21 protein-coding genes are annotated in these 24,611 nt (G+C 51.9%); 10 read left to right on the top strand and 11 right to left on the bottom strand.

Annotation, left to right across the window (positions count from 1 at the left end; all coding sequences use genetic code 11):
* Nucleotides 1-213: 213 nt before the first annotated feature.
* Together H6F94_RS18205 and H6F94_RS18200 are read left to right on the top strand one after the other, a co-directional pair.
* Nucleotides 214-672: a hypothetical protein gene (locus H6F94_RS18205; RefSeq protein WP_190803643.1), complete on the top strand. Its 459-nt coding sequence runs from the start codon at nucleotides 214-216 to the stop codon at nucleotides 670-672.
* 150 nt (nucleotides 673-822) lie between these two features.
* On the top strand, nucleotides 823-2,148 hold the full coding sequence (locus H6F94_RS18200) for a four-carbon acid sugar kinase family protein (RefSeq protein WP_190803642.1): 1,326 nt from the start codon (nucleotides 823-825) through the stop codon (nucleotides 2,146-2,148).
* A 125-nt stretch (nucleotides 2,149-2,273) separates the two neighbouring features.
* Here H6F94_RS18200 and H6F94_RS18195 read toward each other — a convergent pair whose 3' ends face one another.
* On the bottom strand, nucleotides 2,274-3,455 hold the full coding sequence (locus H6F94_RS18195) for an endo-1,4-beta-xylanase (protein ID WP_190803641.1): 1,182 nt from the start codon (nucleotides 3,453-3,455) through the stop codon (nucleotides 2,274-2,276).
* 581 nt (nucleotides 3,456-4,036) lie between these two features.
* On the opposite strand from H6F94_RS18195, the gene H6F94_RS32480 reads away from it, so the two are divergent.
* Nucleotides 4,037-7,357: a PAS domain S-box protein gene (locus H6F94_RS32480; RefSeq protein WP_242041258.1), complete on the top strand. Its 3,321-nt coding sequence runs from the start codon at nucleotides 4,037-4,039 to the stop codon at nucleotides 7,355-7,357.
* Nucleotides 7,358-7,391: 34 nt separating this feature from the next.
* Here H6F94_RS32480 and H6F94_RS18185 read toward each other — a convergent pair whose 3' ends face one another.
* Entirely contained in the window at nucleotides 7,392-8,180 is a 789-nt protein-coding gene (locus H6F94_RS18185; protein ID WP_190803640.1) for an alpha/beta fold hydrolase, read from the bottom strand.
* Between the two features lie 189 nt (nucleotides 8,181-8,369).
* On the opposite strand from H6F94_RS18185, the gene H6F94_RS18180 reads away from it, so the two are divergent.
* On the top strand, nucleotides 8,370-8,717 hold the full coding sequence (locus H6F94_RS18180) for a DUF760 domain-containing protein (protein ID WP_190803639.1): 348 nt from the start codon (nucleotides 8,370-8,372) through the stop codon (nucleotides 8,715-8,717).
* A gap of 85 nt (nucleotides 8,718-8,802) precedes the next feature.
* Here the strand turns inward: H6F94_RS18180 and ftsH are convergent, their stop codons facing one another.
* Nucleotides 8,803-10,710 carry an ATP-dependent zinc metalloprotease FtsH gene (gene ftsH, locus H6F94_RS18175; protein WP_190803638.1) on the bottom strand — a complete coding sequence of 636 codons (1,908 nt, stop codon included), beginning with the start codon at nucleotides 10,708-10,710 and terminating at the stop codon, nucleotides 8,803-8,805.
* 111 nt (nucleotides 10,711-10,821) lie between these two features.
* Nucleotides 10,822-11,250, bottom strand: a complete 429-nt coding sequence (locus H6F94_RS32475) for a hypothetical protein (protein WP_242041257.1) — start codon at nucleotides 11,248-11,250, stop codon at nucleotides 10,822-10,824.
* A gap of 215 nt (nucleotides 11,251-11,465) precedes the next feature.
* Here H6F94_RS32475 and H6F94_RS18165 point away from each other — a divergent pair, with 215 nt between their 5' ends.
* From H6F94_RS18165 to H6F94_RS18150, 4 genes are all read left to right on the top strand, one after another.
* Nucleotides 11,466-12,104, top strand: coding sequence for a peroxiredoxin (locus H6F94_RS18165; protein ID WP_190803637.1), 639 nt, complete (start codon nucleotides 11,466-11,468; stop codon nucleotides 12,102-12,104).
* A gap of 147 nt (nucleotides 12,105-12,251) precedes the next feature.
* Nucleotides 12,252-13,226 carry a cysteine synthase A gene (locus H6F94_RS18160; RefSeq protein ID WP_190803636.1) on the top strand — a complete coding sequence of 325 codons (975 nt, stop codon included), beginning with the start codon at nucleotides 12,252-12,254 and terminating at the stop codon, nucleotides 13,224-13,226.
* Between the two features lie 152 nt (nucleotides 13,227-13,378).
* Entirely contained in the window at nucleotides 13,379-13,990 is a 612-nt protein-coding gene (locus H6F94_RS18155) for a hypothetical protein (RefSeq protein WP_190803635.1), read from the top strand.
* Nucleotides 13,991-14,130: 140 nt separating this feature from the next.
* Entirely contained in the window at nucleotides 14,131-15,411 is a 1,281-nt protein-coding gene (locus H6F94_RS18150; protein ID WP_242041256.1) for an AmpG family muropeptide MFS transporter, read from the top strand.
* On the opposite strand, the gene pdxR is transcribed toward H6F94_RS18150, so the two are convergent.
* The 5 genes from pdxR to H6F94_RS18125 all read right to left on the bottom strand — a co-directional run bounded on the left by pdxR (nucleotide 15,406) and on the right by H6F94_RS18125 (nucleotide 20,268).
* Nucleotides 15,406-16,842 (bottom strand): MocR-like pyridoxine biosynthesis transcription factor PdxR, encoded by a 1,437-nt coding sequence (gene pdxR / locus H6F94_RS18145; protein WP_190803634.1) that lies wholly within the window; start codon nucleotides 16,840-16,842, stop codon nucleotides 15,406-15,408. The two genes, H6F94_RS18150 and pdxR, sit on opposite strands and share 6 nt — an antisense overlap.
* Before the next feature lie 36 nt (nucleotides 16,843-16,878).
* Nucleotides 16,879-17,508, bottom strand: a complete 630-nt coding sequence (locus H6F94_RS18140; RefSeq protein ID WP_190803633.1) for a LysE family translocator — start codon at nucleotides 17,506-17,508, stop codon at nucleotides 16,879-16,881.
* Between the two features lie 50 nt (nucleotides 17,509-17,558).
* Nucleotides 17,559-18,188, bottom strand: a complete 630-nt coding sequence (locus H6F94_RS18135) for a LysE family transporter (RefSeq protein ID WP_190803632.1) — start codon at nucleotides 18,186-18,188, stop codon at nucleotides 17,559-17,561.
* Nucleotides 18,172-18,678, bottom strand: coding sequence for a DUF3291 domain-containing protein (locus H6F94_RS18130; protein ID WP_313949325.1), 507 nt, complete (start codon nucleotides 18,676-18,678; stop codon nucleotides 18,172-18,174). The genes H6F94_RS18135 and H6F94_RS18130 overlap by 17 nt, the downstream gene beginning before the upstream one ends.
* A 249-nt stretch (nucleotides 18,679-18,927) precedes the next feature.
* A complete protein-coding gene (locus H6F94_RS18125) occupies nucleotides 18,928-20,268 on the bottom strand; it encodes a D-alanyl-D-alanine carboxypeptidase (RefSeq protein ID WP_190803630.1) in 1,341 nt (446 codons plus the stop codon).
* A gap of 207 nt (nucleotides 20,269-20,475) precedes the next feature.
* On the opposite strand from H6F94_RS18125, the gene H6F94_RS18120 reads away from it, so the two are divergent.
* Entirely contained in the window at nucleotides 20,476-21,435 is a 960-nt protein-coding gene (locus H6F94_RS18120) for an endonuclease/exonuclease/phosphatase family protein (RefSeq protein ID WP_190803629.1), read from the top strand.
* 92 nt (nucleotides 21,436-21,527) lie between these two features.
* On the top strand, nucleotides 21,528-21,821 hold the full coding sequence (locus H6F94_RS18115) for a YggT family protein (protein WP_313949324.1): 294 nt from the start codon (nucleotides 21,528-21,530) through the stop codon (nucleotides 21,819-21,821).
* Nucleotides 21,822-21,962: 141 nt separating this feature from the next.
* Here H6F94_RS18115 and H6F94_RS18110 read toward each other — a convergent pair whose 3' ends face one another.
* Together H6F94_RS18110 and H6F94_RS18105 are read right to left on the bottom strand one after the other, a co-directional pair.
* Nucleotides 21,963-22,337: a hypothetical protein gene (locus tag H6F94_RS18110; RefSeq protein WP_190803627.1), complete on the bottom strand. Its 375-nt coding sequence runs from the start codon at nucleotides 22,335-22,337 to the stop codon at nucleotides 21,963-21,965.
* A gap of 497 nt (nucleotides 22,338-22,834) precedes the next feature.
* Nucleotides 22,835-24,571, bottom strand: coding sequence for an LA_3751/LA_3752 family putative glycosyltransferase (locus H6F94_RS18105; RefSeq protein ID WP_396426443.1), 1,737 nt, complete (start codon nucleotides 24,569-24,571; stop codon nucleotides 22,835-22,837).
* Between the last annotated feature and the right edge of the window lie 40 nt (nucleotides 24,572-24,611).

Raw genomic sequence — 24,611 nt, 5'->3', positions numbered from 1 at the left:
CGGCGAATGGCACTAATAAATCGAGACTAATGAATCTTCTCAGAAAGATAAATTCTATTAATAATTCTTGGGATTATGGATACCAAAATTCACACTTACAATGCAAGTCAAGCTCAAGATAAGCAACAGAGTAGATGTTTGTTCTTACTCACAGTTGCTACTGGGCTGAGCTAGGTAAACCAATGTGAAATAGAACATCTGGAGGGATAGCCCATGACCGCTAGTACCCCTAAAACTCGGACGACTCAGCGCAAGAGCAGCAGTCAGCCTGTTGAAGAATCGCTCAACGAGGGCAAAGATAACGTCCAGATCGCCACTTCAGCCGCTCCAGGTGCCCTGCAACGAACCTCCGGAGCTCAAGCCATCCGGGTTTACGAACCCCGCCCCCTCCCCAACAACCGTCCAGTTTTCCCCACAACCCTAGAGATTCTAGAGACTAGCGACTTGCCTGAAGGTCGTCCGATTGCTGTAGCGGGTATTCAAGTCGCAGGCACTCTGCTGGGAAACCGTCCGATTGCCGTCAGCGGCATTGAGATTGTTAAAACCTTAGGAAACCGTCCGGTTGTCGCCAGCAATTTGCAAGTTTCCAGTGAGGCAGAGCCACTGCCCAATAATCGTCCAGTTGCTCCCAACCTGCTGCCTGACGCTGAACTGATGGGGTATCTCGATTAAGTTTGTCGAGCAAAAATCTCGGCTACATTCCCTAGAGCCTTTTTAAGGAACCACTCCAAGCCGCAGGAACCGCAGGCACGAAGCCACGGGTTGCTGCGGCTGTAAACTGTGCTCAGTCACGATCAAGCCAGTAGGTTGGGGGCTCACCCGATGGATAAACAGCCGAAAGTAATCGTCTTGGATGATGACCCAACCGGTTCCCAAACCGTTCACAGTTGCCTGCTGCTCATGCGTTGGGATGTAGATACCCTGCGCTTGGGACTGGCGGATGACTCACCAATTTTCTTTGTACTGACTAACACGCGAGCCCTACCGCCAGAGCAGGCTGCTGTGGTCACACGCGAGGCTTGCCACAACCTTAAGCAGGCGCTTGCTGCGGAGGCAGTCGAGGATTTTCTAGTAGTTAGCCGCTCTGACTCCACTCTGCGTGGTCATTATCCAGTAGAAACAGATGTGATTGCTGAGGAATTGGGGCCTTTCGACGCGCATTTTCTCGTGCTTGCTTTTTTCGAAGGCGGACGAGTCACACGGGACAGTGTGCATTATCTGAAAATTAATGGTGTAGATACTCCCGTTCACGAGACCGAGTTCGCTCGGGACTCTGTCTTCGGCTATCACCACAGTTACTTGCCCGATTATGTAGCCGAAAAAACGCAGGGCCGAATTAAAGCTGCCGAGGTCGAGCGCTTTTTGCTCGCTGACATTCGCAAGGGAAGTTTGCAACGGCTGCTCAAACTTGAGCACAACCAATGTGGCGTTGTTGACGGCGAAACGCAAGCAGATCTCAACCGCTTTGCTGCGGACGTTTTAGCGGCTGCCCAACAGGGCAAGCGCTTTTTGTTTCGCAGTGCGGCCAGTTGGTTGACCGCTTTAGCCGCGTTGCCACCCCAGCCGATTGCTGCAACAGATATGGCGCAATATGTGCGCGGGGAAAAGCCAGGTGCGGTAGTGGTTGGTTCTCACGTCAAAAAGACCACTGAGCAGCTGGAAAGGTTGTTACAAGAGCCGGGCACAGTACCCGTAGAAGTCGAGGTAGCTCGGCTCCTGGAGCGCACAACTGATCCTCGCCCTATCCTGCTGCAACAAGCTCTAGAACAGGTGCAAAAAGCTCACCAACAGGGCAAAACCCCGGTTGTGTTCACCAGTCGCCAGGAACTCAGCTTTGAAGATAGCCAGACCCGACTACAGTTTGGGGAAGCCGTATCCCGGTTATTAATGGATATTGTGCAGGGTCTGCCCAGCGACATTGGCTTTTTGATCAGTAAGGGAGGGATCACCTCCAATGACGTGCTGAGCACCGGTTTGGCCCTTCGCTCAGCTCGTTTACTGGGCCAGATTCTAGCCGGTTGTTCAATGGTGCGCACACCTGTTGACCATCCCCAATTTCCTGATTTGCCGGTCGTTTTATTCCCCGGTAATGTTGGTGATGCTGATGCCTTGGCCACCGTCTATCGTCGGTTAAGTAACAGCCAATAAAAGGGTACCGATATCACCGCTAATGTTGTGCTATCCAGTGTGATTGACATCCCAACGAATCGTGAGGCGGTGGGAGCAGAAAACGCTCCTAAATGGCTCAAGCCAGAGTCTCTGGGCCAAGTCATTTAGATTCGCGGTGTGGGACGTTGAGGAGCCTGGTCGAAGGCTTGGGCCATGGCGTACCAAGCGGGTTTACGCTGCAATTGGGCATCTAAAGGCAGGGGACGAGCTGGAGCTCCGTCTTGACGGGGGCGATAACTGGTGAGCCAGGTATAGCAGTCGCTCAACCCCCAGGTAAGAACAGCACTCACTGCTGGTTCAGACAACACAGTAGTTAAATAATCTTCGTAAGCCTTAGCTACCAAGTCATCGCGTTCCGAGATGTCCGAGGGCAATTGTTGGTCTTTAACGTCCAGTTCGGTGATCAGAATCTTCAAGCCCAAATCGGCGACGGCTTTTAAGAAACTGCGCAGTTTGCTGACATTGAAACTAGTCGCATCTCCGCCAAACAGTAAGTGCGCCTGAATGCCTAAGGCATGAATGGGCGTCCCTTGAGATTTCAATCGTTCTAGAAGTTTGAGGGTTGCGACTCGCCTGGCTTCTTCTTCAGCTGTATCGTAATCAAGCCCAAAGTCGTTGTAGACCAGCAAGGCCTGCGGATCGGCTGCCGCCGCCAAGCGAAAGGCAAGGTCAATATAGTCTGGTCCCAAAAATTTCAGCCAAGCTGTATTGCGCAGGCCATCAGCTCGTCCATCACCCGGGTTGATCGCTTCGTTGACCACATCCCAGGAGTGCATAGTCCCCGCATAGCGGCTGACCACTGTGGTGATGTGCTCGCGCAAAAATTGCTCAGCATTCTGACGGTTCACCGTGGTCTTAAACCACTTAGGCATACCAATATGCCAGAGCAATGTGTGCCCCCGAAATTTCAGATCGTGAGCGCGAGCAAAGTTAGCGAGCCAATCTGCCTGCTGGAAATCAAACTGGTCAGGGGCAGGGCGTAAGGCTTGCCATTTCAGTTCATTCTCAGGTACTAGAATTGAGCACTGCTGGACAAAGGCAGCAGCATACGCAGCATCGCTGCTCAGATGGCGGTAACGTCCCGCAGCCCCGTATAGCAAGCCTTTGGCGTCGGCGCGGATGCCCAAGGACGTCTCCCTAGTCTTGGGCAGGTTCCTGGTTGCTTGAGCCATCGTGGTGCCCCATCCCAAGCGAAATTGCCCCAGCGCTGTCAAGGTTGTTAGCCCTGCTAGAGCCTGTAACCCCAATAAAACCTGCCGTCGGCTGTTTGCGAAGTGTTTAGTCAAGGCTAAATTTGCGTTCTAAGAGCTTGCTCAGCACAATTTAACGCTAATGGTTTGGCCTCCACCACTGTTTGGCAGTCTCTTTACACCGGATGAGGTCTATCAACGCCTGAGACATTGAACTTTAACCTGATGGCGTTCGAAGTGAGATCTGAGACTGACTTTAAAACCTTATTTTCTCAAATGCCATACCTTCAAGTGCTATCTTCAAACGCCATCGAAATAATCCTGAAAATGTCAAGGGCGATAAGCAACACAAACCGTTTTGCTGTTGCTTCCCACGATTCAACTAATATTTTCTAATAGTTTTCAAGTATTTCTACCGGTCGTAAGTAATTGCTCACACTAGGTAGTACAACGAAACATGTATCTATACGAAGGATAATCTTTACAAAGACACAGATGTTATCTTCAAGACCCCTCTTAGGATAGAGACAGGAGTCAGGAGAGAACCGGAAGCAAGTTTAAGAGTTGGCTTCTACCAAGGACGAACTATTTCCAGACCTCACAAGCAAGGCTGAGGCTGGGGAGAGCAAGTTATCGCTTAGGGAATTGCCCCACACCCAAAATTTAGGGAAAGCACAATGGTGGCTGGACTGCACATTAGCGAGTTGGCAAAACTTGAAGCGCTTTGCCAAACTCAAGACCTTGGAACAAACCTTGAGACAGCATTACGTGACCTTGTCCAATTAGCTGCTCAGGCTTGTAACTCGCCCATGGCTTTGCTTCAGCTTGCTGATAGCGAATGCTACGAGGTTCCAGCCAACCTTGGCTTTGGCATGACGGATGCTATTCAGGAGGCAAGTCAAGCGCTTGACTTGCGGCTTCTGTGCCAGGGCTCAGCTGACATTACGTTCGTGACCAATACAACGCTAGACAAGCAGTTTGGCAAAACGAGCGTCAGCTCACTGGTTAGCCCATTCTCCGAATTGCGCTTTTGTGTACTCATACCGCTGCTGCATACCCCAACGGTTCAGGCTCCAGAGCTGGAGAGCGCTGCGGGAGAGGTGCCACTGGCTGTATTGTGCGTTGCCAGTCCAGAGCCCCATAGTCTAAGCGCTAACCAGATAGAAGCTCTACGAGCACTCGGTCGCCAGGTGGTCAGCCAGCTCAAACTCAGGCGTAGCTTGATGGCCCTAAGCAGCATTACAGAGAAACTGCGGCAAAGCGTCATTACTCTGCCCCCTGCCCCCTTGAAACCAACCTGTAAACAGCGCTGGGTCAATGCCAAAAACGATGCTTTGAGAGATGCCTTGACCCCTAATGCCTTGAAATCTGGGAAGCCTGCTTCATCTCGAACCAGCGAGCAGATTAGAGCAGAAATCCAGGCCAAATTTGGTTTTGTGCCGCCTTTCTTTGGCCCAGCGGAAGAGACGCCAGAGGTTTTAGAAAATTTGTGGCAGCAAACGCTGGCGGCCTACGTCAACAATCCCCTGCCTGCCCTGTTCAAGGAGAAGCTATCTACGTATCTCTCACGCTATTGCGCAGTCCCCTATTGCATGGTGTGCCACAGTTGCACCCTCCGTCCTCTGGGTCTTCAGGCTCGGGAAGTGTTGGCGCTGTTGCAAGCTCCTTCACCCTCAGTGGACGATGTCAACCAGCATCTTCAACACCTAGCAACCCACGCCAGTCTCCTAACCCACTGGCCAGCAGCTCACTCCAGCCTCGAATCCAGCCTACTCGCTTGTGCCATTTTCATGGCGCTGGAGCGAGAGCATAGCGAGTTCTGCCGTCAGGAGTTGCGCCGCTTACTAGGACCTGTTCAGTATCAGCACCTAGTCACATTCATCGCCTACGTCAAAACCTGCCATGTGTGGATGGAAGCCCATCCAGAGGTAGCCTACGAAGCGGACCAGCGCGTCCAGAAGAACCTTCCTGCTTTGTTACTAGAAGAACCTGCGCTGGCTAACTTCTTCCGCGACTACCAAGAGCAGATCCGCTACGAGCGTCAGAGCCAAGCCGAGCGCTTAGCAGAGTTAGCAGAGCGGCAACGGCACGAACGAGCTCTGCGGCAGGCGGCGACTGAGAACTTGAAGCTGGCTCAAGCCCTAGCCTCAGTGTCAGATGGTGTTTTGATTACCGACCCTAACCAGCCAGACAACCCGGTTATTTACGCTAACTCCGCCTTTCTACGCACCACAGGGTACGAGCCAGAGGAAATTCTGGGCCGCAATTGTCGTTTCTTGCAAGGCACAGACACTGACCCAGAGGTCGTGGCTCAAATCGGTCGGGCTATCGCCGAGCAACGGGAAATCAGAGCTGTCTTGCTGAACTACCGCAAAGATGGGGAATCGTTCTGGAGTGAGTTGAGAATCTCGCCGGTATTCTCTGAAGCAGGCCACTGCCTCTATTTCGTCGGCATCCAAACCGACATTACCGAGCGCAAACGGGCAGAGCAGAAAATCCGCGAACAAGCAGCCCTCTTAGATATCACGACTGATGCCATTACGGTTTGCGATCTTGAGCAACACCTGTTGTTTTGGAGCAAGGGGGCCGAGCGGCTGTATGGCTGGCAGATCGAGGAAGTGCTGGGTCAGCCGGTCGATCAGTTGCTCCACGAAGAAAAGACACTGCTGACCCAAATTCAGCGCACTCTACTGGAAACAGGCGAGTGGCAGGGTGAACTCCATCAAGTCACAAAAACAGGTCGAGAAATCATCGTCTCCAGCCGTTGGACCTTGGTCCGGGATAGCGATGGCAAACCCAAGTCAGCGCTGGTAGTCAGTACAGATATCACCGAGAAAAAGCAGTTAGAAGCACAATTCTTGCGGGCCCAGCGCATGGAAAGCTTGGGCACTCTGGCAGGTGGTATTGCACATGATCTCAACAATATCCTGACGCCGATTTTGCTCTCCGTTCAGCTGCTCAAGCGCAGTGTAACCAATGAACGGGCTCAGCAGCTGCTAACAACTCTAGAAAACAACGGCAAACGGGGCGCTAACCTGGTCAAGCAAGTTCTGTCATTTGCGCGGGGAGCTGATGGTGAGCGCACGTTTTTGCAGATCAAACACCTGATTTCAGAAATTGAGACCGTTGCCCGTGAGACGTTTCCTAGGTCGATCACGATCAAGAGTCAACTCGCTCCTGATCTCTGGATGCTCTCTGGCGACGCGACTCAGTTGCATCAGGTGCTAATGAACCTCTGTGTCAATGCTCGTGATGCCATGCCTAATGGTGGCACCTTGAGTATGACCGCTGCTAACCTGCTGCTCACTCGCCAGGATCTTAGAAGGCACCTTGGGGCCCAAGTTGGACCCTACGTGGTACTTACAGTCAGCGATACGGGCACTGGCATGCGACCAGAGGTTGTAGATCGCATCTTCGAGCCCTTTTTCACAACCAAAGAAGTCGGCAAGGGTACAGGGCTAGGTCTATCGACCGTGATGGGCATCATCAGAAGTCATGGTGGCTTTGTCGAAGTTGACAGCAAGGTGGGCAGAGGCACCCAGTTTCAGGTGTATTTGCCAGCGATTGAGCAAGCTGTAGCCCAACCCGTTGAGGAAGTTGAACTACCGCCGGGCAATGGTGAGCTGATTCTCGTGGTCGATGATGAAGCGCCCGTCCGCGAGATTACTCAGGCCTTTTTAGAGCTGTACAACTACCGGGTTTTACTGGCCCAAGATGGGATCGAAGCAGTTGCACTGTATGTTCAGCATCAAGCTGAGATCGGCGCCGTGCTGCTCGACATGATGATGCCAGTCATGGATGGCACCACGACGGCTCGCACCTTACAGAAGCTCAATCCCAAGGTCAAAATCTTGGCAACTAGTGGTCTAGCCGCCAATGAGAAGGTTACGGAAGCTTCGGCAATGGGCATTGCTGCTTTTCTGGCGAAACCCTATTCCACCCAAGAATTGCTGAGAGCGCTCCGGGGCGTTCTGCATACCAGTGAGGCTGGCATCTGATGGATGGAATGGAAGGACCAATGAAATGGGTTGCCTAACCTAACAGGTAACGGCCAAACCAACTTAAGCTCAGATCCAGACAAGCACTAGTCGTACTGTGTCCTTGCCCCGGCATCTCGACTAACTGGAGCGCATCTGGTTGCTCTGTATAAGCAGGTTGCAGTTTGCGCCACAAATTGCGATTGCCTTCAATTGGCACCACCCCGTCAGCTAGCCCGTGCCACATCAGAATTGGCTTACCCGCAAACTGCGCAAATTGATCGATTGGGTTGGTAGCGTGCAAGCTCTGAATCTGCTCCTGAACTTGGGCCTCAGACAGAGGGAAATCTTCGCCTTGCAACGCCCATTGTTGCCGCGTCCACTCAATGAATCCGATCCAGTCCGGTGTACCCATCAGCGAAACCAGGGTCCGGACCCAAGGAAGCTGAGCTAAAGCACCAAAGCCGATCATCCCACCCAGGGAAATGCCCAAAATACCTAGACGGTCAGCTTGCAGCAATCCTCGCTGTAGCAGTTCAAAGCGCACCGTATCTAGATCAGTAACGGTTTGCTGCACCATTTCCCAAAAGGCATGGAGCATCATTTGGTCGAATGAAACGGCAGGGAGGCGCCGCTCACCGTGACCGGGCGCGTCGATCAGGACAGCACGAAAACCGGCCTGCGCGAGTGGGTAACCATAGCGCAGTTCCCAGTCCTTGCTGCCCAGAAGATCATGCTGGATGAAGACCGTAGGCAGGGCTTGGTAAAACTGCTCGGCTGCCGCAACCTGTAAAACCGGGATGTCGCCAATAGTTTCGCTTTGGCACAAAATATCTGCCGTCATCTCAACTCTGCCTATTGGGATGTGGGCTAGAAATCCTACTGCACTCGGCAACTGTCCCACCCAAGACCTTCCCCGAGGTGAGAACGCCGTCCCCATCCGGTTCGGTTATTTGGCTCTCCTGGGAGCTAGTCATATTTGAACACAGTGCCACAATAAAGAAACAGTCCTGAAGCTTTATTCAGAGTACCCATGGCCTTTAACCCGAATGATGCCAGCTTTTTCAGCGTGGATTCGGCAGATGTAGCTGCTGGTAACCCATTGCTGAAGTACCTGCAGCACCAGTCCCCGGAGGTTCTAGCAAACGTTGCCCGCTCGGTGAGCCCCGAGGTTCGGCAGATTATCTCCCAGAATATTCAAGGGCTGGTGGGGATGCTGCCGTCTGAAGCCTTTAACGTTCAAGTCACGACTGATCGGGAAAATTTAGCTGGCATGTTGGCCTCAGCCATGATGACCGGTTACTTTCTGCGCCAAATGGAACAGCGCATGCAGCTTGATCACCAGCTCGCGGGCCTGTCTGGCTTAGACAAGCCTGAATAAAACTGGCTGGGAGGGACAGGGACTGACCCTCCTAAGCTTGCCTATTCGCTGCTGAGCACTATCAGTTTCAACCCTTAGCGTTGCTCTAGAAGTGGGGCACGCTTAAAGCTTTTTCAGGAACAGGGGTATACTCCGCAACGATTTGGCGGAACTCCTCGCCATCAATAGTTTCTTGATCGATCAACAAGTCCACTAGCCGGTCAATCAGCACTCGGTGAGCGCTCAAGATGCGCCGAGCCTCGCTATGACAGTGGGTGACAATCTGCCTGACTTGCTGGTCAATTCGAGACGCAATCGACTCAGAGTATTCTGAGCGAGACATCCAATCGCGGCCCAAGAAGACCTCGCTCTGCTGGCTTTCAAGCGCAACAGGACCCAAATCTGACATTCCAAACCGGGTCACCATCTGCCGCGCGAGGCTGGTGATATGTTGCAGATCATTGGAAGCACCGGTGGTAACTTCCGCATCACCAAAGATCAGCTCCTCGGCGGTTCTGCCTCCCAGGGTCATGGTGATCTCATCGAGAATTTTGGCTCGGCTCTCTAGACCCATCTCTTCAGCTGGTTCAAACTGGGCAAAACCGCCTACACCACCCGATCGAGGAATCACCGTTACCTTGCTTAAGGGATCGGTGTGAGGTAGGAGGGTGCCCAAGAGAGCATGACCGATTTCGTGATAGGCCAGAATGCGCTTGCCTTTGGAATCTAGTAAGGGATTGAGGGTGAGGCCAATGGTGACGCGGTCAATAGCGTCATCCACCTCCAGCATCGTGATCATGTCTTTGCGCCGGCGAGCGGTCAGGATGGCAGCCTCGTTGAGCAAGTTGGCTAGCCCCGCACCCGAGAAACCGGGAGTGCGACGGGCTAGTACCTCCAGCGAAACATCATCAGCTAGCTTCTTATCGCGGGCGTGGACTTGCAGGATGCCTAAACGGCCCTTGTAGGTGGGCAGGTCCACCATCACCTGCCGGTCAAAACGACCGGGGCGCAGCAAGGCAGAGTCCAACACATCGGGCCGGTTGGTCGCCGCGATGATGATAATCCCTGTGTTCCCCTCAAACCCATCCATCTCCGTCAGCAACTGGTTGAGCGTCTGCTCTCGCTCGTCGTTGCCACCGCCAATCCCCGCTCCTCGCTGCCGTCCCACCGCATCGATCTCATCGATGAAGATGATGCAGGGCGCATTCTCCTTAGCTTTCTTGAATAGGTCTCTCACCCGAGAAGCACCGACCCCGACAAACATCTCGACGAACTCAGAGCCCGAGATGCTGAAGAAGGGCACACCAGCTTCGCCAGCAATTGCTTTAGCCAACAGAGTTTTGCCCGTCCCAGGAGGGCCGATTAGTAGCACGCCTTTGGGAATCTTGGCACCCACTGCGGTGAAGCGCTCGGGCTTCTTGAGGAAGGTGACGACTTCTTGGAGTTCTTCTTTGGCTTCTTCAATGCCAGCGACATCATCGAAGAGGACGCCGGTCTTGGCCTCCATAGCGAAGCGAGCGCGGGACTTGCCAAAGTTCATGGCTTGTCCAGGGCCGCCCATGCTGCCAGAGCGTCGGAACAGCAGTACCAGGCTGCCCAGAAGTAATCCGACCAGCAATAAGTTACCAAGGAGCCCCCAAGCGAGCCGACCAGGAGGATTGGGCCAAACGGCTAGATCCACCTCGCTCGATCTCAGCTTGCGAATCAAATCCGGGTCGTTGACCGGCAGATTTAACCGCACGGTGCGAGGGCCGCCCTTGCCGTCTTCGCTCTCTAATTCCACTTCAGCCGTTTGCGTGCTCTCGTAAAGGTCAACCTTGAGCACACGGCCCTCGTCGATATATCTGAGAAACTGGCTGTAGCTGAGCGAGGACCCATTCGGGGTGGCCGAGTTTGAATCGGTACGCAATTGGGCGCTGGCTGGAAGACCTAGCAGGGTTCCCTGCGCAATCATCAGGCTAAGCAGAGAGGTCTGGAGTTGCCAGAGAAAGCCAACTTTACGGGACGACTTCATGAGACCGATTCTTAGGGCAAGCAGTCCCTTTAGGGTAGCAAACCTGCTCTGGCTGGGCATTGATTGCGTGCGTGCCCAGGAGGCTTGCTTTAGGAGCTCGCTCTGAGGAGATCACCTCATGATTGAGTTGTTGAGTGGCGGCTTCGCCTCGGTGGTTTCATTGCCATCGGTATTGGCTGCCCCAGGATTGACTGCCCCAGGATTAGCTATTCCAGAATTGGCTGCCTCAGGGCGAGCGGCTGAGCTTGCCTCTGTCGGCGACAGGGCAGTGATTCGCTCCAGGGCTTGATCAGCTGTAATCAGACGTTTGAGCACGACCTGACCAATATTGGCATCGGGATGCCCTGACTCTGGCGTGACTTCAACCATGAGGACAGCGTCTTCAACCCGGTAAAGCCACATGCTTTCGCCTTGGTCAACGGGGTAAAGCCCCATCAGTTCAATCCGGGGCTTGCGTCGCCAGGCGGTTTCGCTCCAGAGACCGCCTGCTGCCCAAATCCGACCCACGTGCCAGCCTTGGGCTAAAAAAAAGTACTTCACGTTCGGTTTGACTCTCGCTTCATCCACTTATTCTGCGAGAAGAAGGGACGGTCCAGAACAGAAGAATTTTGTCTAGGCCAAATCTATATGTTTTAGCTTTAAGAACACAATGTTAAAAAATGATAATAAGAACAGAATCCCGACCGGCTAACCGGGGTTTGTGGCATGATACAACTGAAAACTGTGCGATTGTTTCGAGATCACAGGAATTAGCTATGGCTCTCCGATTAGGCGATGTTGTTCCCGACTTTACCCAGGATTCTACCCACGGGGAAATCCACTTTTTCGACTGGGCTGGTGATAATTGGGTGATCCTTTTCTCTCACCCCAAGGACTTTACCCCGGTTTGCACTACAGAACTAGGGGAAGTGGCAAGGCTCAAGCCCGAGTTTGACAAGCGCAATGTCAAAGCCCTAGCACTAAGCGTGGATGACGTTGACTCCCACAAAGGCTGGGTTGGTGACATTGAAGAAACGCAAGGCAGCGCCCTCAACTACCCGATCCTGGCTGACCCCGATCGCAAGGTTTCTGACCTCTACGACATGATTCACCCCAACGCTAACGACACCTTAACGGTGCGTTCAGTGTTCGTGATTGATCCCAACAGAAAGCTGCGCCTAACTCTGACCTACCCAGCCAGCACCGGACGCAATTTTGATGAATTGCTGCGGGTAATTGACTCCCTACAGCTGACCGATAACTACAGCGTTGCCACACCAGCTAACTGGAAAGATGGCGACGACTGCGTGATTGTACCTTCTCTTAAGGATCCTGAGGTCCTCAAGGAGAAGTTCCCCAAAGGTTACCGCGAAGTGAAGCCCTACCTGCGCTTAACTCCCCAACCTAATCGTTAGAGCCTGAACGCTCAATCTTCAATAGCCAGCGAGAGCTTCCGCTTTTGCTGGCTATTGTTTACGTTGCCGTTCACATGGCCTAAGAGATTTGTGAGAGATTGGTGATTAACGTCCCCCCTTGCCCCCCTCAGCAGATAGCACCCGGTTATGGATATTAAGGATGGTTTTGTCGGTACAGTAGGCAACACACCACTGATTCGCCTAAAGAGTTTTAGTGAAGAGACAGGCTGTGAAATTTTAGGCAAAGCAGAGTTCCTCAATCCTGGTGGTTCTGTCAAGGATCGAGCGGCGCTCTACATGATTAAAGACGCTGAAGAAAAAGGGTTGCTCAAACCTGGCGGTACGGTCGTAGAGGGCACTGCAGGCAATACAGGTATTGGCCTTGCCCATATTTGTAATGCTCGAGGTTACAAGTGCATTATTGTCATTCCTGAAACACAATCACAGGAAAAAATTGATGCCCTACGCATGTTGGGAGCCGAGGTGCGAACCGTGCCTGCAGTTCCTTACAAAGACCCTAATAACTATGTCAAACTGTCGGGCCGTATTGCACAGGAAACTGAAAATGCAATCTGGGCCAATCAATTTGATAACCTTGCCAATCGCCGTGCCCACTACGAGACAACAGGCCCTGAGATTTGGCAACAAACCGGGGGCAAAATTGACGGTTGGACTTGTGCCACGGGGACCGGCGGTACCTACGCAGGTGTCTCCTTGTACCTCAAAGAAAAGAACCCGGCTGTTAAAGCAGTCCTGGCTGATCCCAAAGGCAGCGCCCTCTACAGCTACGCCAAAACCGGTGAACTCAAAACTGAAGGGAGTTCAATTACTGAGGGTATTGGCAACAGTCGGGTGACCGCCAATATGGAGGGGGTTCCTATTGATGATGCCGTGGTTATTTCTGACGAAGAGTGTGTGCCAATTGTCTATCAACTGCTAGAGAAAGAAGGGCTGTTCTTGGGAGGCTCCTCGGGTATTAATGTCGGTGCAGCCGTCTGGTTAGCTCGGCAATTGGGACCAGGTCATACGATTGTGACTATTTTGTGTGACAGTGGCGCTCGTTATCAGTCACGGCTGTTCAGCAAGGAGTGGCTAGCCTCTAAAGGTCTAGTCCCTGCCTAGAGCTAAATTTTTCCTCAGTCAGAACCCCATCCGGTAGCCGGACGGGAGTTCTGTTATGGCAGCCCTTAATATAAATTAACATTTAGGGCTTCCCAGGCGCTTGCAGGTCTGGTAATGTGTCGTGCTCAAGTGCTGAAAAAGGGCTGCGTCTCATGCCTGAATTTGAATTTGAGCTACCGACAACAGAGACAGAAGCCCAGCAACGTCTTCAAGATCTCAGGGCTGACCTGTGTCATCTGCAAGATGAACTTGCTCGCCACAAACCCAGTAAGCCCAGAACTTGGAGCTTGCAAAAGGGACTGGAGATCCAGGTCTTAACCCGCCAGATCTGTGCGATCAAGGCTTGGTTAAAACAGCGGAACCGGGTCGTTGAGCAGAAGCTTGCTGATAGCGGTTTGGCAAATCTGGCCAACTTCCGCGACGGTCAAGAGCTCATGCTGCATTGTTACTGGCTGTTTGTGAGGCTGTTGAAGCAAAAACGAGCTCACTTCAACCCGGAAGATTACGCATTTCTCGATGCACTGCGCCTGTATTTGGAGCAAGTCACCCGGCAAAAGCTGGAGCAATCTATTCCAGAAAAGCCAGCCAAACAAGAGTTGAAAGCAGCTCAAAGCGTAGCAGTGGCCAACCTAAGCGCAACCACGTCAAAAGCCCAATCTACAACCAAGTCCACAACCAAGCGTAGACGCAAAGTCGAAATTGTGAGGCTACTGGCTGGACCAAGCGATCTCAACTCTGGAGATCTCAGGATCAGTAGTCCCTAAGCAAGCTCCTAGTCAGACCTCTAGGTAGGTTGAGAGGCTTGGGCGGGGTTTTGGAATAACATCCCCTGGGCTCTCGTGATCCCGCCTGTGATTTCGCCCGTTATCTCGTAAGATGGCGGCTATTATTTGCGCTGTTCGTCATGAATTCCCCGCTCAAGTCTCTTCAAGCCTCGCTCGGTGTCTATGGCAGCCTCAGCATGGGCGTCTTGCTCCTGCTGGGGTTTTCGTCAGGACTGCCGTTGCTGCTTACTGGCGGCACGCCTCTACAAGCGTGGCTCACCGAAGCAGGCTTGAGCAAAACTACCATCGGTTTATCAGCCCTGCTAGGAATTCCCTACTCCTTTAAATTTGTCTGGTCACCCCTACTAGATCGGTTCATACCCCCTTTGGCCGCACGATTGCGGGGCAGCCGACGACGTGGTTGGATGGCCCTCACACAGATACTGCTGATTCTCAGCATCGGGCTTTTGGGTTTCCAGAACCCTGCTCAGTTTCAGATCTTTTTTACTGTGGCCATGGCAGTGGCTTTCTTCAGCGCCACTCAAGATATTGCCGTCGATGCTTACCGAACCGATGTGCTCACTGAACCTGAGATGGGCGCAGGGGCAGCAATTTTCGTTACGGGCTATCGAATTGCCTTGCTGGTCAGTGGTGGCTTTGCTGTTTACCTGGCCGATTTTTTGCCTTGGTCCCAGGTTTACGCTCTCATGGCTGCCCTGATGCTGGTGGGCCTGATTGTCTCTTACTTCGCACCAGAACCAGAGGGCAGCAGTCAGGCCCCTCAGTCGCTTCAGGCAGCAGTCTTTGAGCCCTTTCGGGCTTTCTGGCAGCAACATTCGCAGGCTGGCTTGATTCTGCTGTTCATCGTGCTCTACAAGTTGGCCGATGGGTTGGCAGGACAGATGGCCACTACCTTTCTGTTAGAAACTGGCTTCAGCAAAACTGACCTGGGTCTGATCCGCAGTGTGGTCGGCCTGATAGCTACCTTGGCTGGTGCTTTTATTGGGGGTGCCCTTGTAAACCGGAGTGGGATTTTGCGCGCGCTCTGGTTCTCGGGCATCCTTCAAGGCATCAGCAATCTAAGCTTTACTGGGCTGGCCTTACTGGGTCAAAACTACCCAGGTATGGTCGGCGTTATCACCATCGAAAACTTCTGTGGGGGTATGGGCACCTCAGCCTTTCTCGCCTTCCTGATGAGCTTGTGTGACCGACAGTTTACTGCCACCCAATACGCGCTTCTCTCCAGTCTGTTCGCGGTGGGTGGAACGGTGGCTGGTTCGTTCTCGGGTTACCTAGCAGAGCAAATGGCATGGGCGCCTTTTTTTGCCTTGACGGCTGCGGGAGCTTTGCCCGGTCTGGCCATTCTGCTGTTGATTCGTCCTACGAAGCCTCCAGGTCCAAATGCGTTTGAGAACTTATAAACTCATCAACGCGGCCTGCAAACGTTGAATGCCAGTTTCAATCATGATGTCAGTCAGATTGCCATAGCCCAAGATGATGCGATTGCAATGCTGTCCTTTGCGAATGGCATGTACTTCTACTGGATAAACCCGCACTTGATGCTGGGCTATCTTTTGCAGGACTGTCTCTGAAAATTCAACATGCTGAAATTCAGCAACTAGGTGCAGACCCGTAGAACCACCCAAGATTTTCACGTCAGTTGAAAAATGTTTAAACAAGCTGGCGACGAGCAGATTTCGGTGTTGGCGGTAGAGCTTTTTCATCTTGGCAATGTGTCGCTCCAAATGCCCTGATTCGATCAAGCGGGCAAGCGTAAGCTGCTCCAAAACAGAGGTGTGTAAATCTGCCAAGCGTTTGAGCTTACGGCAGGGCTCAACTAAGCTGGGTGGCACGATTAAATAGCCCAGCCGCAGGGCTGGCGATAAAATTTTGCTGAAGGTGCCAACGTAGAGAACCTGTTCGGGTGCTAATCCTTGCAGTGAGCTTAAGGGAGCTCCTTCGTAACGAAACTCACTGTCATAGTCATCTTCCAGCAAGAAGCAGTTAGTTGTTCTGGCAAACTGAATAAGTTCGATGCGCCGTTGGATCGGCAAAATGCCTCCCAAAGGAAACTGATGTGAGGGAGTCAGAAATACAAACTTAGGATTTATATTCTCTGGCAACAAGTCTGTGCGTAGACCCTGTTGATCAACGGCAACTGGGTACAAAGTAGCACCCGTAGTTGTGAATATTTCATGCAGTTCGGAGGTAACTGGATCTTCCACAATAGCCACCTCCCCTGCCCTCAGCAATAGCTTGGTGACTAAGGCAAAAGCCTGAGCCGCGCCGGAGGTAATCACGAGATGGTCAGGGTGGCAGTGAACTCCTCTCGTTCTTGAAAGATATTGCGCCAAAACTGTTCTTAATTCAGCACATCCCTCAGCAATTCCGTAGCCTAATTGGGAGGGGGGCGCCTCTACACAAACTTGCCTGCTGAGTTGGCCCCACAGCTTACGAGGAAACTGATCCAGCGCCGGTATACCAGACCGGAAGTCAATCCAGTCAGTTAACTTTTCAGTCAGCGCTGGGCTAACTGGGTCTACACCTGAATTTCGAGGGCTAGCTACAGAATTGGCCACAGGAAGCCTCCCAGCCAGCGACGCCAAATAGGCTCCTTCAGCAACATAGGTTCCTGATCCCGGACGCCCTTCTAAACAGCCCTCAGCCAGAAGTTGTTCATAGGCGAGCAGAATGATGTTACGTGAGACTCCCAAGTTTAAGGCCAACTCGCGGGTAGCGGGTAGCTGCTGCCCTGAAGCCAATTCTCCGCGCAAAATCTGCTCGCGCAGATACTCATAAACTTGTCGAGTTAAGGGAGTAGGCGAGGATTTTTCGAGAGGAATCCAAAACATGCCTACACTTTAATGCCTGCGCTTTAAGCTCCTGAGCTAACTCCGTTCTGGCAAGGCCAAACGGATTCCTAAACTGATCAAGATACTGCCCGTTAGCCACTTCTGAACCTTGGCGAAATTTGAATGTTTGGGTAGCCAATCGCTGAATGAGCTGATCAAGAGAACGATGAGTAGAAACCAAACAACCGCCATGCTCACGAACAGAACCCCCAGCGTAAAAATCTGCCAACTAACGCTACCTTGATCCGGGTCAACGAATTGAGGTAGAAAGGCCAAAAAGAATAGCGCCAGCTTCGGATTGAGTGTGCTGGAGAGCACACCCTGAGAAAAATTCTTGGCTAAACTGACCCCTTGAGACGGACGAAGGGCTGTTCGATGCTCACGGTTCAAAATTGTGCATAGTCCTAGATAAACCAGGTACGTAGCGCCTACATACTTCACGAGATTGTAGGCAAGTGCTGAGGTCATCAACAGGGATGAGAGCCCAATAACTGCCGCTGAAATATGTACTAGAAGCCCTGTACAAATCCCCAGAGCAGAAACAAGACCAGCCATTTTTCCCTGGCCTAAAGTGCGAGCCAGAACATAGAGCGTATCGGGACCAGGGGTCATTATCAGCACAATTGCAGCGGCAACAAACAGGAGCAGATTTGAAAAATGGGGCATTACTTTTACTCAGCGTTGTACTGAGTGTCGGTTTGGATTAGCTGCAGAGTCTAATTGCTGTTTTGTGCCAATGCCAGCCGTAGCCCTAAAGCGATCAGCATAATGCCCATCCCTCGCTCAAGCCGATGGCTAACTGCTTGAAATTGCTGCTTGACGGCTTTCTGTGAAACCAACAGCGAGACCAAAGCAAACCAGGTGAATTCAAGAGCCACAATCGTCAGACCGTAGATTACTTGAACCCATAAAGGAGTTTCAGGCTGAATGATTTGGGTAAACAGAGCCAGAAAAAATAAGGTCACTTTGGGATTGAGCAGATTGGTCAAGAAGCCCATCTGAACAGCTGTTATTCGACTAATAGCCTGTGTACTCCTAGCAGAAGTGATAGCCGCTGATTTTTGAGAGCGCAGGGCCTGGCAGCCAACATAAATGAGGTAAGCAGCCCCCGCCCACTTCAAAGCGCTAAACAACAAAATAGATTGAGAAATCACCAGCCCGATACCTAACAGACAGTAAGTGGTATGGACGAGATTACCGGCGGCTAAACCTAGCGCGGTATAAATGCCAGATTGTCGGGAGTAGGCCAAGCTATTGCGAAGCGTAATGGCGAGATTGGGACCGGGGCTAGTGACCGCGAGACAGCCAACACTGAAGACAACAAGCCAATCAGTAAGAAACTGCATGAGAGGCCTCACTGAGTTGAGTATTCGGTTGAGAAAATGGTTTTTTGAAGGAGAACGCGTAAGGTGTGGGACCGTGAACGCGTAAATGATCCAAACGCGCTTTGGCTTCACTCACTGTTGGAATCTGCCCCCTAGGCAACCACCACAGCACGAGAATTGGCTCCTGAGACTTTTCAAACCAATGGCGACGGTCACGCATCACTGCTGCATGTTGGCTGCGGTAAACGTATTGGGTGAGAGCTTCTAGCGAACACCAAACCGAAAGATTGAAGATAATACGCTCGTCATCATAAGCACGAATCTCGGTGGCATCGCCTGCTTCTGTTTGTAAGCGCCACACAAAGCCTGGGCTGCTATCTGCTAAAGCATTAATTGCTTCCAATTGGGCAACAAAACCAGCCATCACAGGCTCACTCAAGGCTGCTCGTGTGTAGGCAATATTGGCTTGTGCTAAATCGTATTGCTCAAGCTCAGGAGGAGAACAGGTCACGGGTTGCATTGATGCAATTTGAAAGGTGCAACCACAAGTTATCGAACTCAAGTGGTTTTCGGTAGTACCACTTCTAGTTCGTTCTCATAGAGCCAATTCTGCCGACTGACCAATTCAGCTAGAAACACCTTTTTAAAAGAGGTCAGCGGAGGTTAAAAGCCCATGAGTTGAGAAGCACCTCAGAAGCACAAATTAAGGGTGCGGCGACCGCACCCCTACAGGTTGAGCTTGGCGAGTTGAGCTTAGGGCTCAGGGCAATGAATTCTGAGCTTGGGGACCGATGTTGCTTTGTGTCTGAGAGGTAGGGGCAAGCAGCAGTTCATTACGGTCTTGCACATCTTTCCAGGAAGCTGGGGCAAAGCCCTCCGGAGCCACGGGAACTGCCCCCCACTGGACCGCTAAGCTTTGTAGCAACTGGTCTTGTAGACCGCGCAGGCCGTCTAACTGAGTTCCCCGATTGATAAAGGTGAACCAAACAGGACCCCAGCGTTGGGTTGGCAACACGCCCGCCAAGGCACTCACATCCGATAGGGTTCCAGTTTTGATCACGGTGGCCATCGGCAGGCGACGATATCGAACCGTTCCTTGCAGGTCATAGCCCGCCACAGGGAACAGATCGGAGACACTCATGCCGCTCGGCTGAGCCCGCTGTTGAATCGCCATGAACATGGCAGCAACCGCACGGGGCGACAGACGGTTCTCTTGCCCTAGCCCAGAGCCATTCGACAACTGGAACTCTCGCCGTGGTAGTTGTGTGATTTGAGCTGCCCGCCGTGCCAGTGCAGGGCCACCGCCTAGATTCGCCGCTAAAATCTCAGACATCGCGTTGTTGCTGTAGATATTCATGCGCTTGAGCAGGTGCCATAGGGGCACCGAGCGATGGCGGATTAAAGGCAGGTCACTGGACGTAGAGGCAGCAACGCCTGCTGTTCTGACTGTTCCGGCGATTACGACATCGGGACGCGGTGTACCAGGAGGCAAGGTTTGGTACTGCTGTTGCGCCTCCCGATTCCAGGTAGAGCTATTGAACGCTTGTTTGAGCAATGCTCCGGCTCTAAGCGGGTCAGATTCGAAATTCATGTAGAAAGGGCCTGTGACAACCAGGTTGCCGTTCACCCGGTTGATGCCCGCACGCTTGAGGGCATTGCCCACCGCAATGGCCTCTTCCCAAACAAAGAAGGGGTCACCGCTGCCTTGAACCCAGAGATCACCCTGGAGCACGCCGTTTTGAATCCGACCTCTAGCGCTCAGCAGGGTCACAAACGAATGGTCCGCGCCCCAAGTATCCAGCGCAACTAGGCTGGTTGCCACTTTGGTTAGAGAGGCAGCACTCAAGGGCGTCGTTCCCTGCTGACTCGACAAAACTAGAGGACCCGCCTGGATCCAAACGCCCTGCATCTGGCGAGAAAAACCCCGGCTGGTAATACTGCTCAGGTAGCGTTCTACGGCACTGTTGGCTCCCGCATCAGACACCTGAAGCGAGGAGTCCATTGAGGCCAACAAGGTTAGGGGATTGAATAGAGTTGGTACGTCTACACCAGCAGACTTCAACCACAGCGATAAAAAACCAGCGCCCAGCAGTTCCAGCACAAGGTGACCCTCACCAGTTTCGATTTAATCTATCGCAAGATAGACCGCTCTAGTATAAACAGGCATTACCAGAGGTCAGCGTCAGGACAAATTGCAGAAGTGGGTATTCTTACTCCTGATTGATTTACCTCTGATTGAGTACAGACTGCTCGCGGCTCGTATCCTCACCCATCCCTTACCCCTAACCTCACACATAAACGGAGCAGTATGCTGCTAACTCTCCTATCGCTCCTGGGCTGTGTGCTGACTCTGATGGGCTTCTGGGGTCAGGCCCATTGGCTGCTCGATCTCGCTAGCCATTTCCGGCTGCAATATCTGTTTTGGTTGGTGGCCTGTTCGCTGCTGCTAACCCTCCAGCAACGACGGCGCTTGGCTGTAGGACTACTACCGTTTGTGGTCATCAACTTGATTTTGGTCTTGCAGACCTACTGGCTGTGGCCAGTCAGCTTGATCATGAACCCGGAAATTAGCCAAGAAATTAGCCAAGAAATCAGCCAGCCACCGTTACGAGCGGTGTCTTTGAATCTGCTATTTACCAACCGCAACCACCAGCCTGTTGCCCAGTTCCTGCAAAAGGTTCAGCCGGATGTCTTGCTCCTGGTGGAACTGACGCCTAAGTGGACCGAAGATCTGCAGCCAGTTCTGGAAGCGTATCCCTACCAACTCAGCCTGCCGCGCCGAGATGCCACTGGCATCGGTCTCTACAGCCGCCTGCCTCTGCTCGAGCCCGAGATTCTGAGCTTGGGCGACCAGAGTACACCTTCTCTCAAAGCCCGCTTGCCCCTGGGTGAGCGTGATCTATTGCTGTTGGGGAGCCATCCCAAAGCTCCTACCAGCGCCGCCGCCTCGGCTCGACGCAATGACCAGTTAAAGGCGACTGGAACCTATCTAGCCCAACAAGCCAATCCAGTGCTGATGCTGGGCGACCTGAACATTACAGCTTGGTCTCCCTACTTCCGAGCCTTGTTACGTCAGACCAAATTGCACGACAGTCGTCAGGGATTCGGGCTACAGACCAGTTGGCCGAGCTCATTGCCAGCCCTGTTGCGCATCCCCATCGATCATGCCCTAGTTGCTCCGGAGCTAGAGGTGATCAAGCGCCAGGTAGGGCCAGATGTTGGCTCTGATCACTTGCCGATTCTGCTGGAGCTTGCCTGGCGGCCTTAATTGGTTTCGATCTAGAGTTTCAATCTAGGGTTTCTAATCTAGGGCTTAAAATTTCTTACAATTTAAAGTAAGTTTGCGCTAGATTGACGCCCGTGGATACTACCTTGCTCGCCTCCTGGATTCTCAGCCCGCTTCTGGGACTGTTCATTCTGCTGTTTATCTTCCGCATCGTGCTGAGCTGGTATCCCCAGTTTGACCTCAACAAGTTTCCAGTTAGCCTGGTTAGCTGGCCCACTGAGCCCTTCTTAAGGGTGACACGCAAGCTGGTGGCGCCCATTGGTGGTGTGGATATCACCCCAATCATCTGGGTCGGAATTATTAGTCTGTTGCGCGAAATTCTCTTAGGTCAGCAAGGATTGCTGACTTTGTGGTCGCAAATGTCGTAGGCATAGACAGAAAGTCTAGGCATTAAACCGCGGCTACACAAACCGCTACGCAAACCAAAGTTCATTGGAGCAAAGCTTGCCCAGGCTTGGTTAGAGTTTGGTATAGCCGCGATTTAAGCTTTCTCTTCTCGCTGATTGGGGCTATTTTGTCCCTGCTTGTTTCGTTCTCGTTGCAGTTTTGCGCACAGGCCGCTTACGCTCGCTCTTGCGCACACCGCCGGCTTGCTGGTATTCATAGCTGTCTTTGCCGTACTTTGAAGCCACACCGAGCAGCATTCGGCTGTTTAACTCTTGCAGCGCTTTCTCTAGGGCAACCACTTCGCACTGAGCACCATCCACGGTTGAAAGCAGCATATTGTAGGTGTTTAGCTTAGCGCGTAGTTCGGCGATGGCGGTTGTGAACGCCTCAAGGGTTAAAGAGTATCCTAGGTCGAGGTTTGGACTAATAACCTTTAAACCGACGGCTCGAAGTTCGGCTTTTTTGAGGATTTCAGAACCACGTTTTACGCGAGCCATGCTGCATTTCTCCATGCTTAAGTTGGTAAGGCCAGCCTAAACAATGCATGGAGCCACAGACCCCAGGGTAATCCACGAATAATTATCCCTGCTGAGGCAAACTACTCAATAATTACCCGTAGATCTGCTGAAATCATTGCCTTGATTAGTCTTAGACTTGGCTTCTTTGCTGCAAAGGAGAGCATCCAAGCAACAAAGAATGGGGCCTTGGCTAGCAGTATCTGTCTTGTCGCTTCAAGCAACAGCCTCTGGTTCTGTGAGGACATCAGCCTTGTAACTAAGAACCGCTTCATGCTCAGGTGGGACATCTGCCCGGTAACCAGGAACCGCCCTTGAGCAATGGGGGCTTGGCTCTAAGTGAATGGATACAGAGCCTAAATTAATAACGTTGGGTCAGCGCTGTAAAAGGAGAGATATTCTAGTCACAATGATGGCTACCCCTCGTTGGCCGTGCTCTTTGCAGCCACCAGCAGTTGAAGATTGGGCTGAACTGGTCTTCAACTGCTGGCCCCAGCCTGAACGATGGACGCCTTGTATACAGAGTGACCTTCAAACTTCTTGACACCCGCAAATTGGAAGCTGAACTGCTGTCCATTCAGGTTAAAACCTGAGAGCCCCGTTGAAGCCTGGCAAGTGGTTTCTCGATAGCAAATATAAGTGAACTGTTGTTGCTTCTGTTGAACTAGAGCCTTACCTAATTCGGCCAGCGCTGCCTCATCTTCGGTTAGGAAAAAGGCATTTGAGATTAGAACTGGCATGAGCATCTGGTTCAAATACTGGTGTGTGACTGCGATTACCGGGCTGGAGTCCTGACGCAGGGACTGAGTGAGTGGTGCTGTCTTAAAGTTTTGAGCGAAATAAGCTGCACCTTGGATGGTATTGGTTTGAATGCCAACGGCCACCAGCATCGAGAAAAGGCCGATACTAAAATAGCGCAGGCTGCTAGGACGCCATTGCAGAATCGACTGCAAAATTGAGACAGAGACCAACGTAGAGATTGGCACGAGGATCAGCAAAAACCTAGGCCCCCACTGCTTGCCCCCATCGCTAGGAAGCAGCATCGGAATCAGGCAAGCTGTCAATATACAGAATAAAGCGATTAACTTAACGTTTGGCGCAAGTCTAACTTCCCGCTCAAATAAAGACAGTAGAACACAAATGAGTGGAAAGAAGATTACGGGAAAGTAAGCCATTAACTCAGAATTCATGCTGCCGAAGAACCTGTAGGCCTCAAGCAAACGAGTGCGCACTGAGAAGCCTTCCACCACCTGAATGGCATGAATTCCAAGCGGATGGTGATAGATAAGAGTATTTAGGCCAAAAAAGACAGCGATAGTTATGACTAAACTAGCAACTAAAAACTTTTTTCTAGGCAAGGAGAATTCAGTTTTGGGGAGAGCTTGAAATAGCAAACAAGATAAACCAGCAAAACCAATTGCCCCATCTTTTAGCCAAATCGATAAGCCGAGTAGACCCCCTCCCACCAGATAGCTGAGATTTAGTAAAAAGCTAAATCTTGAGCAGGCAAGCGCTAGAGCTAGTAGAACACCAGCCACACATAAAAGCTCTGGCCGAAACCAAGCGGATAAGCCGATTAGGATGCCACTGAGCAGAGCTGAGCACTTCGACAATCCTTGGTTGGTAGGCACGAGGAGCAGCGAGAGCCCATGAAAAGCTAGAGCCACAGCCAAAGTATGCTCCCAGTAAGTCGCGCCGTAGAGAGATAAAGGCGATGCAAAAATTAGGACGAGGACTGCGATTGAGCTACTAATATTGCCGAGTCTTAGGCGCTGGCAGGTCCAATAAAAGCTAAGCCAGATCGACCACAGAGAAACCAGAGGCACAATGTAAAGACCCCTAAAGCCAAAGAGAGCATGAAAGGGTGCAGTTAACAGGGGGAACGTAAACGGAAAAGTAATGTAGTAGTGGTTAGCTTCGTGGTAGACAAATGGCGGTTTGAAGGGGTATAAACCCTTAGACCAAAGCTGCTGCACCCAGGTCTCCGCTGGCAAAATCAGGTCGAGTCGTAAATTACCGGAGCTGAGTTGTTTAGCCAGTAGAGCTTTTAAACCACCGTCGCCACTGAAATAGATTTCCTCTTGAATTAAAGAAAACAAGTAGAGAGAAAATAAAATCCCGCCGAAGATAACGACAAATGGGAGAAGCTTAAAACTATCTATTTTTAACTTTGTCTCATCAGGCAAAGGCAAAAATTTGACATTGTCTACCTTCATGTCTCCCTCCATTTTTGATGATTTTAATAAAAGTCTCTCA

The sequence above is a fragment of the Leptolyngbya sp. FACHB-261 genome (assembly GCF_014696065.1).
GTDB lineage: Bacteria > Cyanobacteriota > Cyanobacteriia > FACHB-261 > FACHB-261 > FACHB-261.
This window is presented reverse-complemented; position numbering and strand designations above follow the sequence as displayed.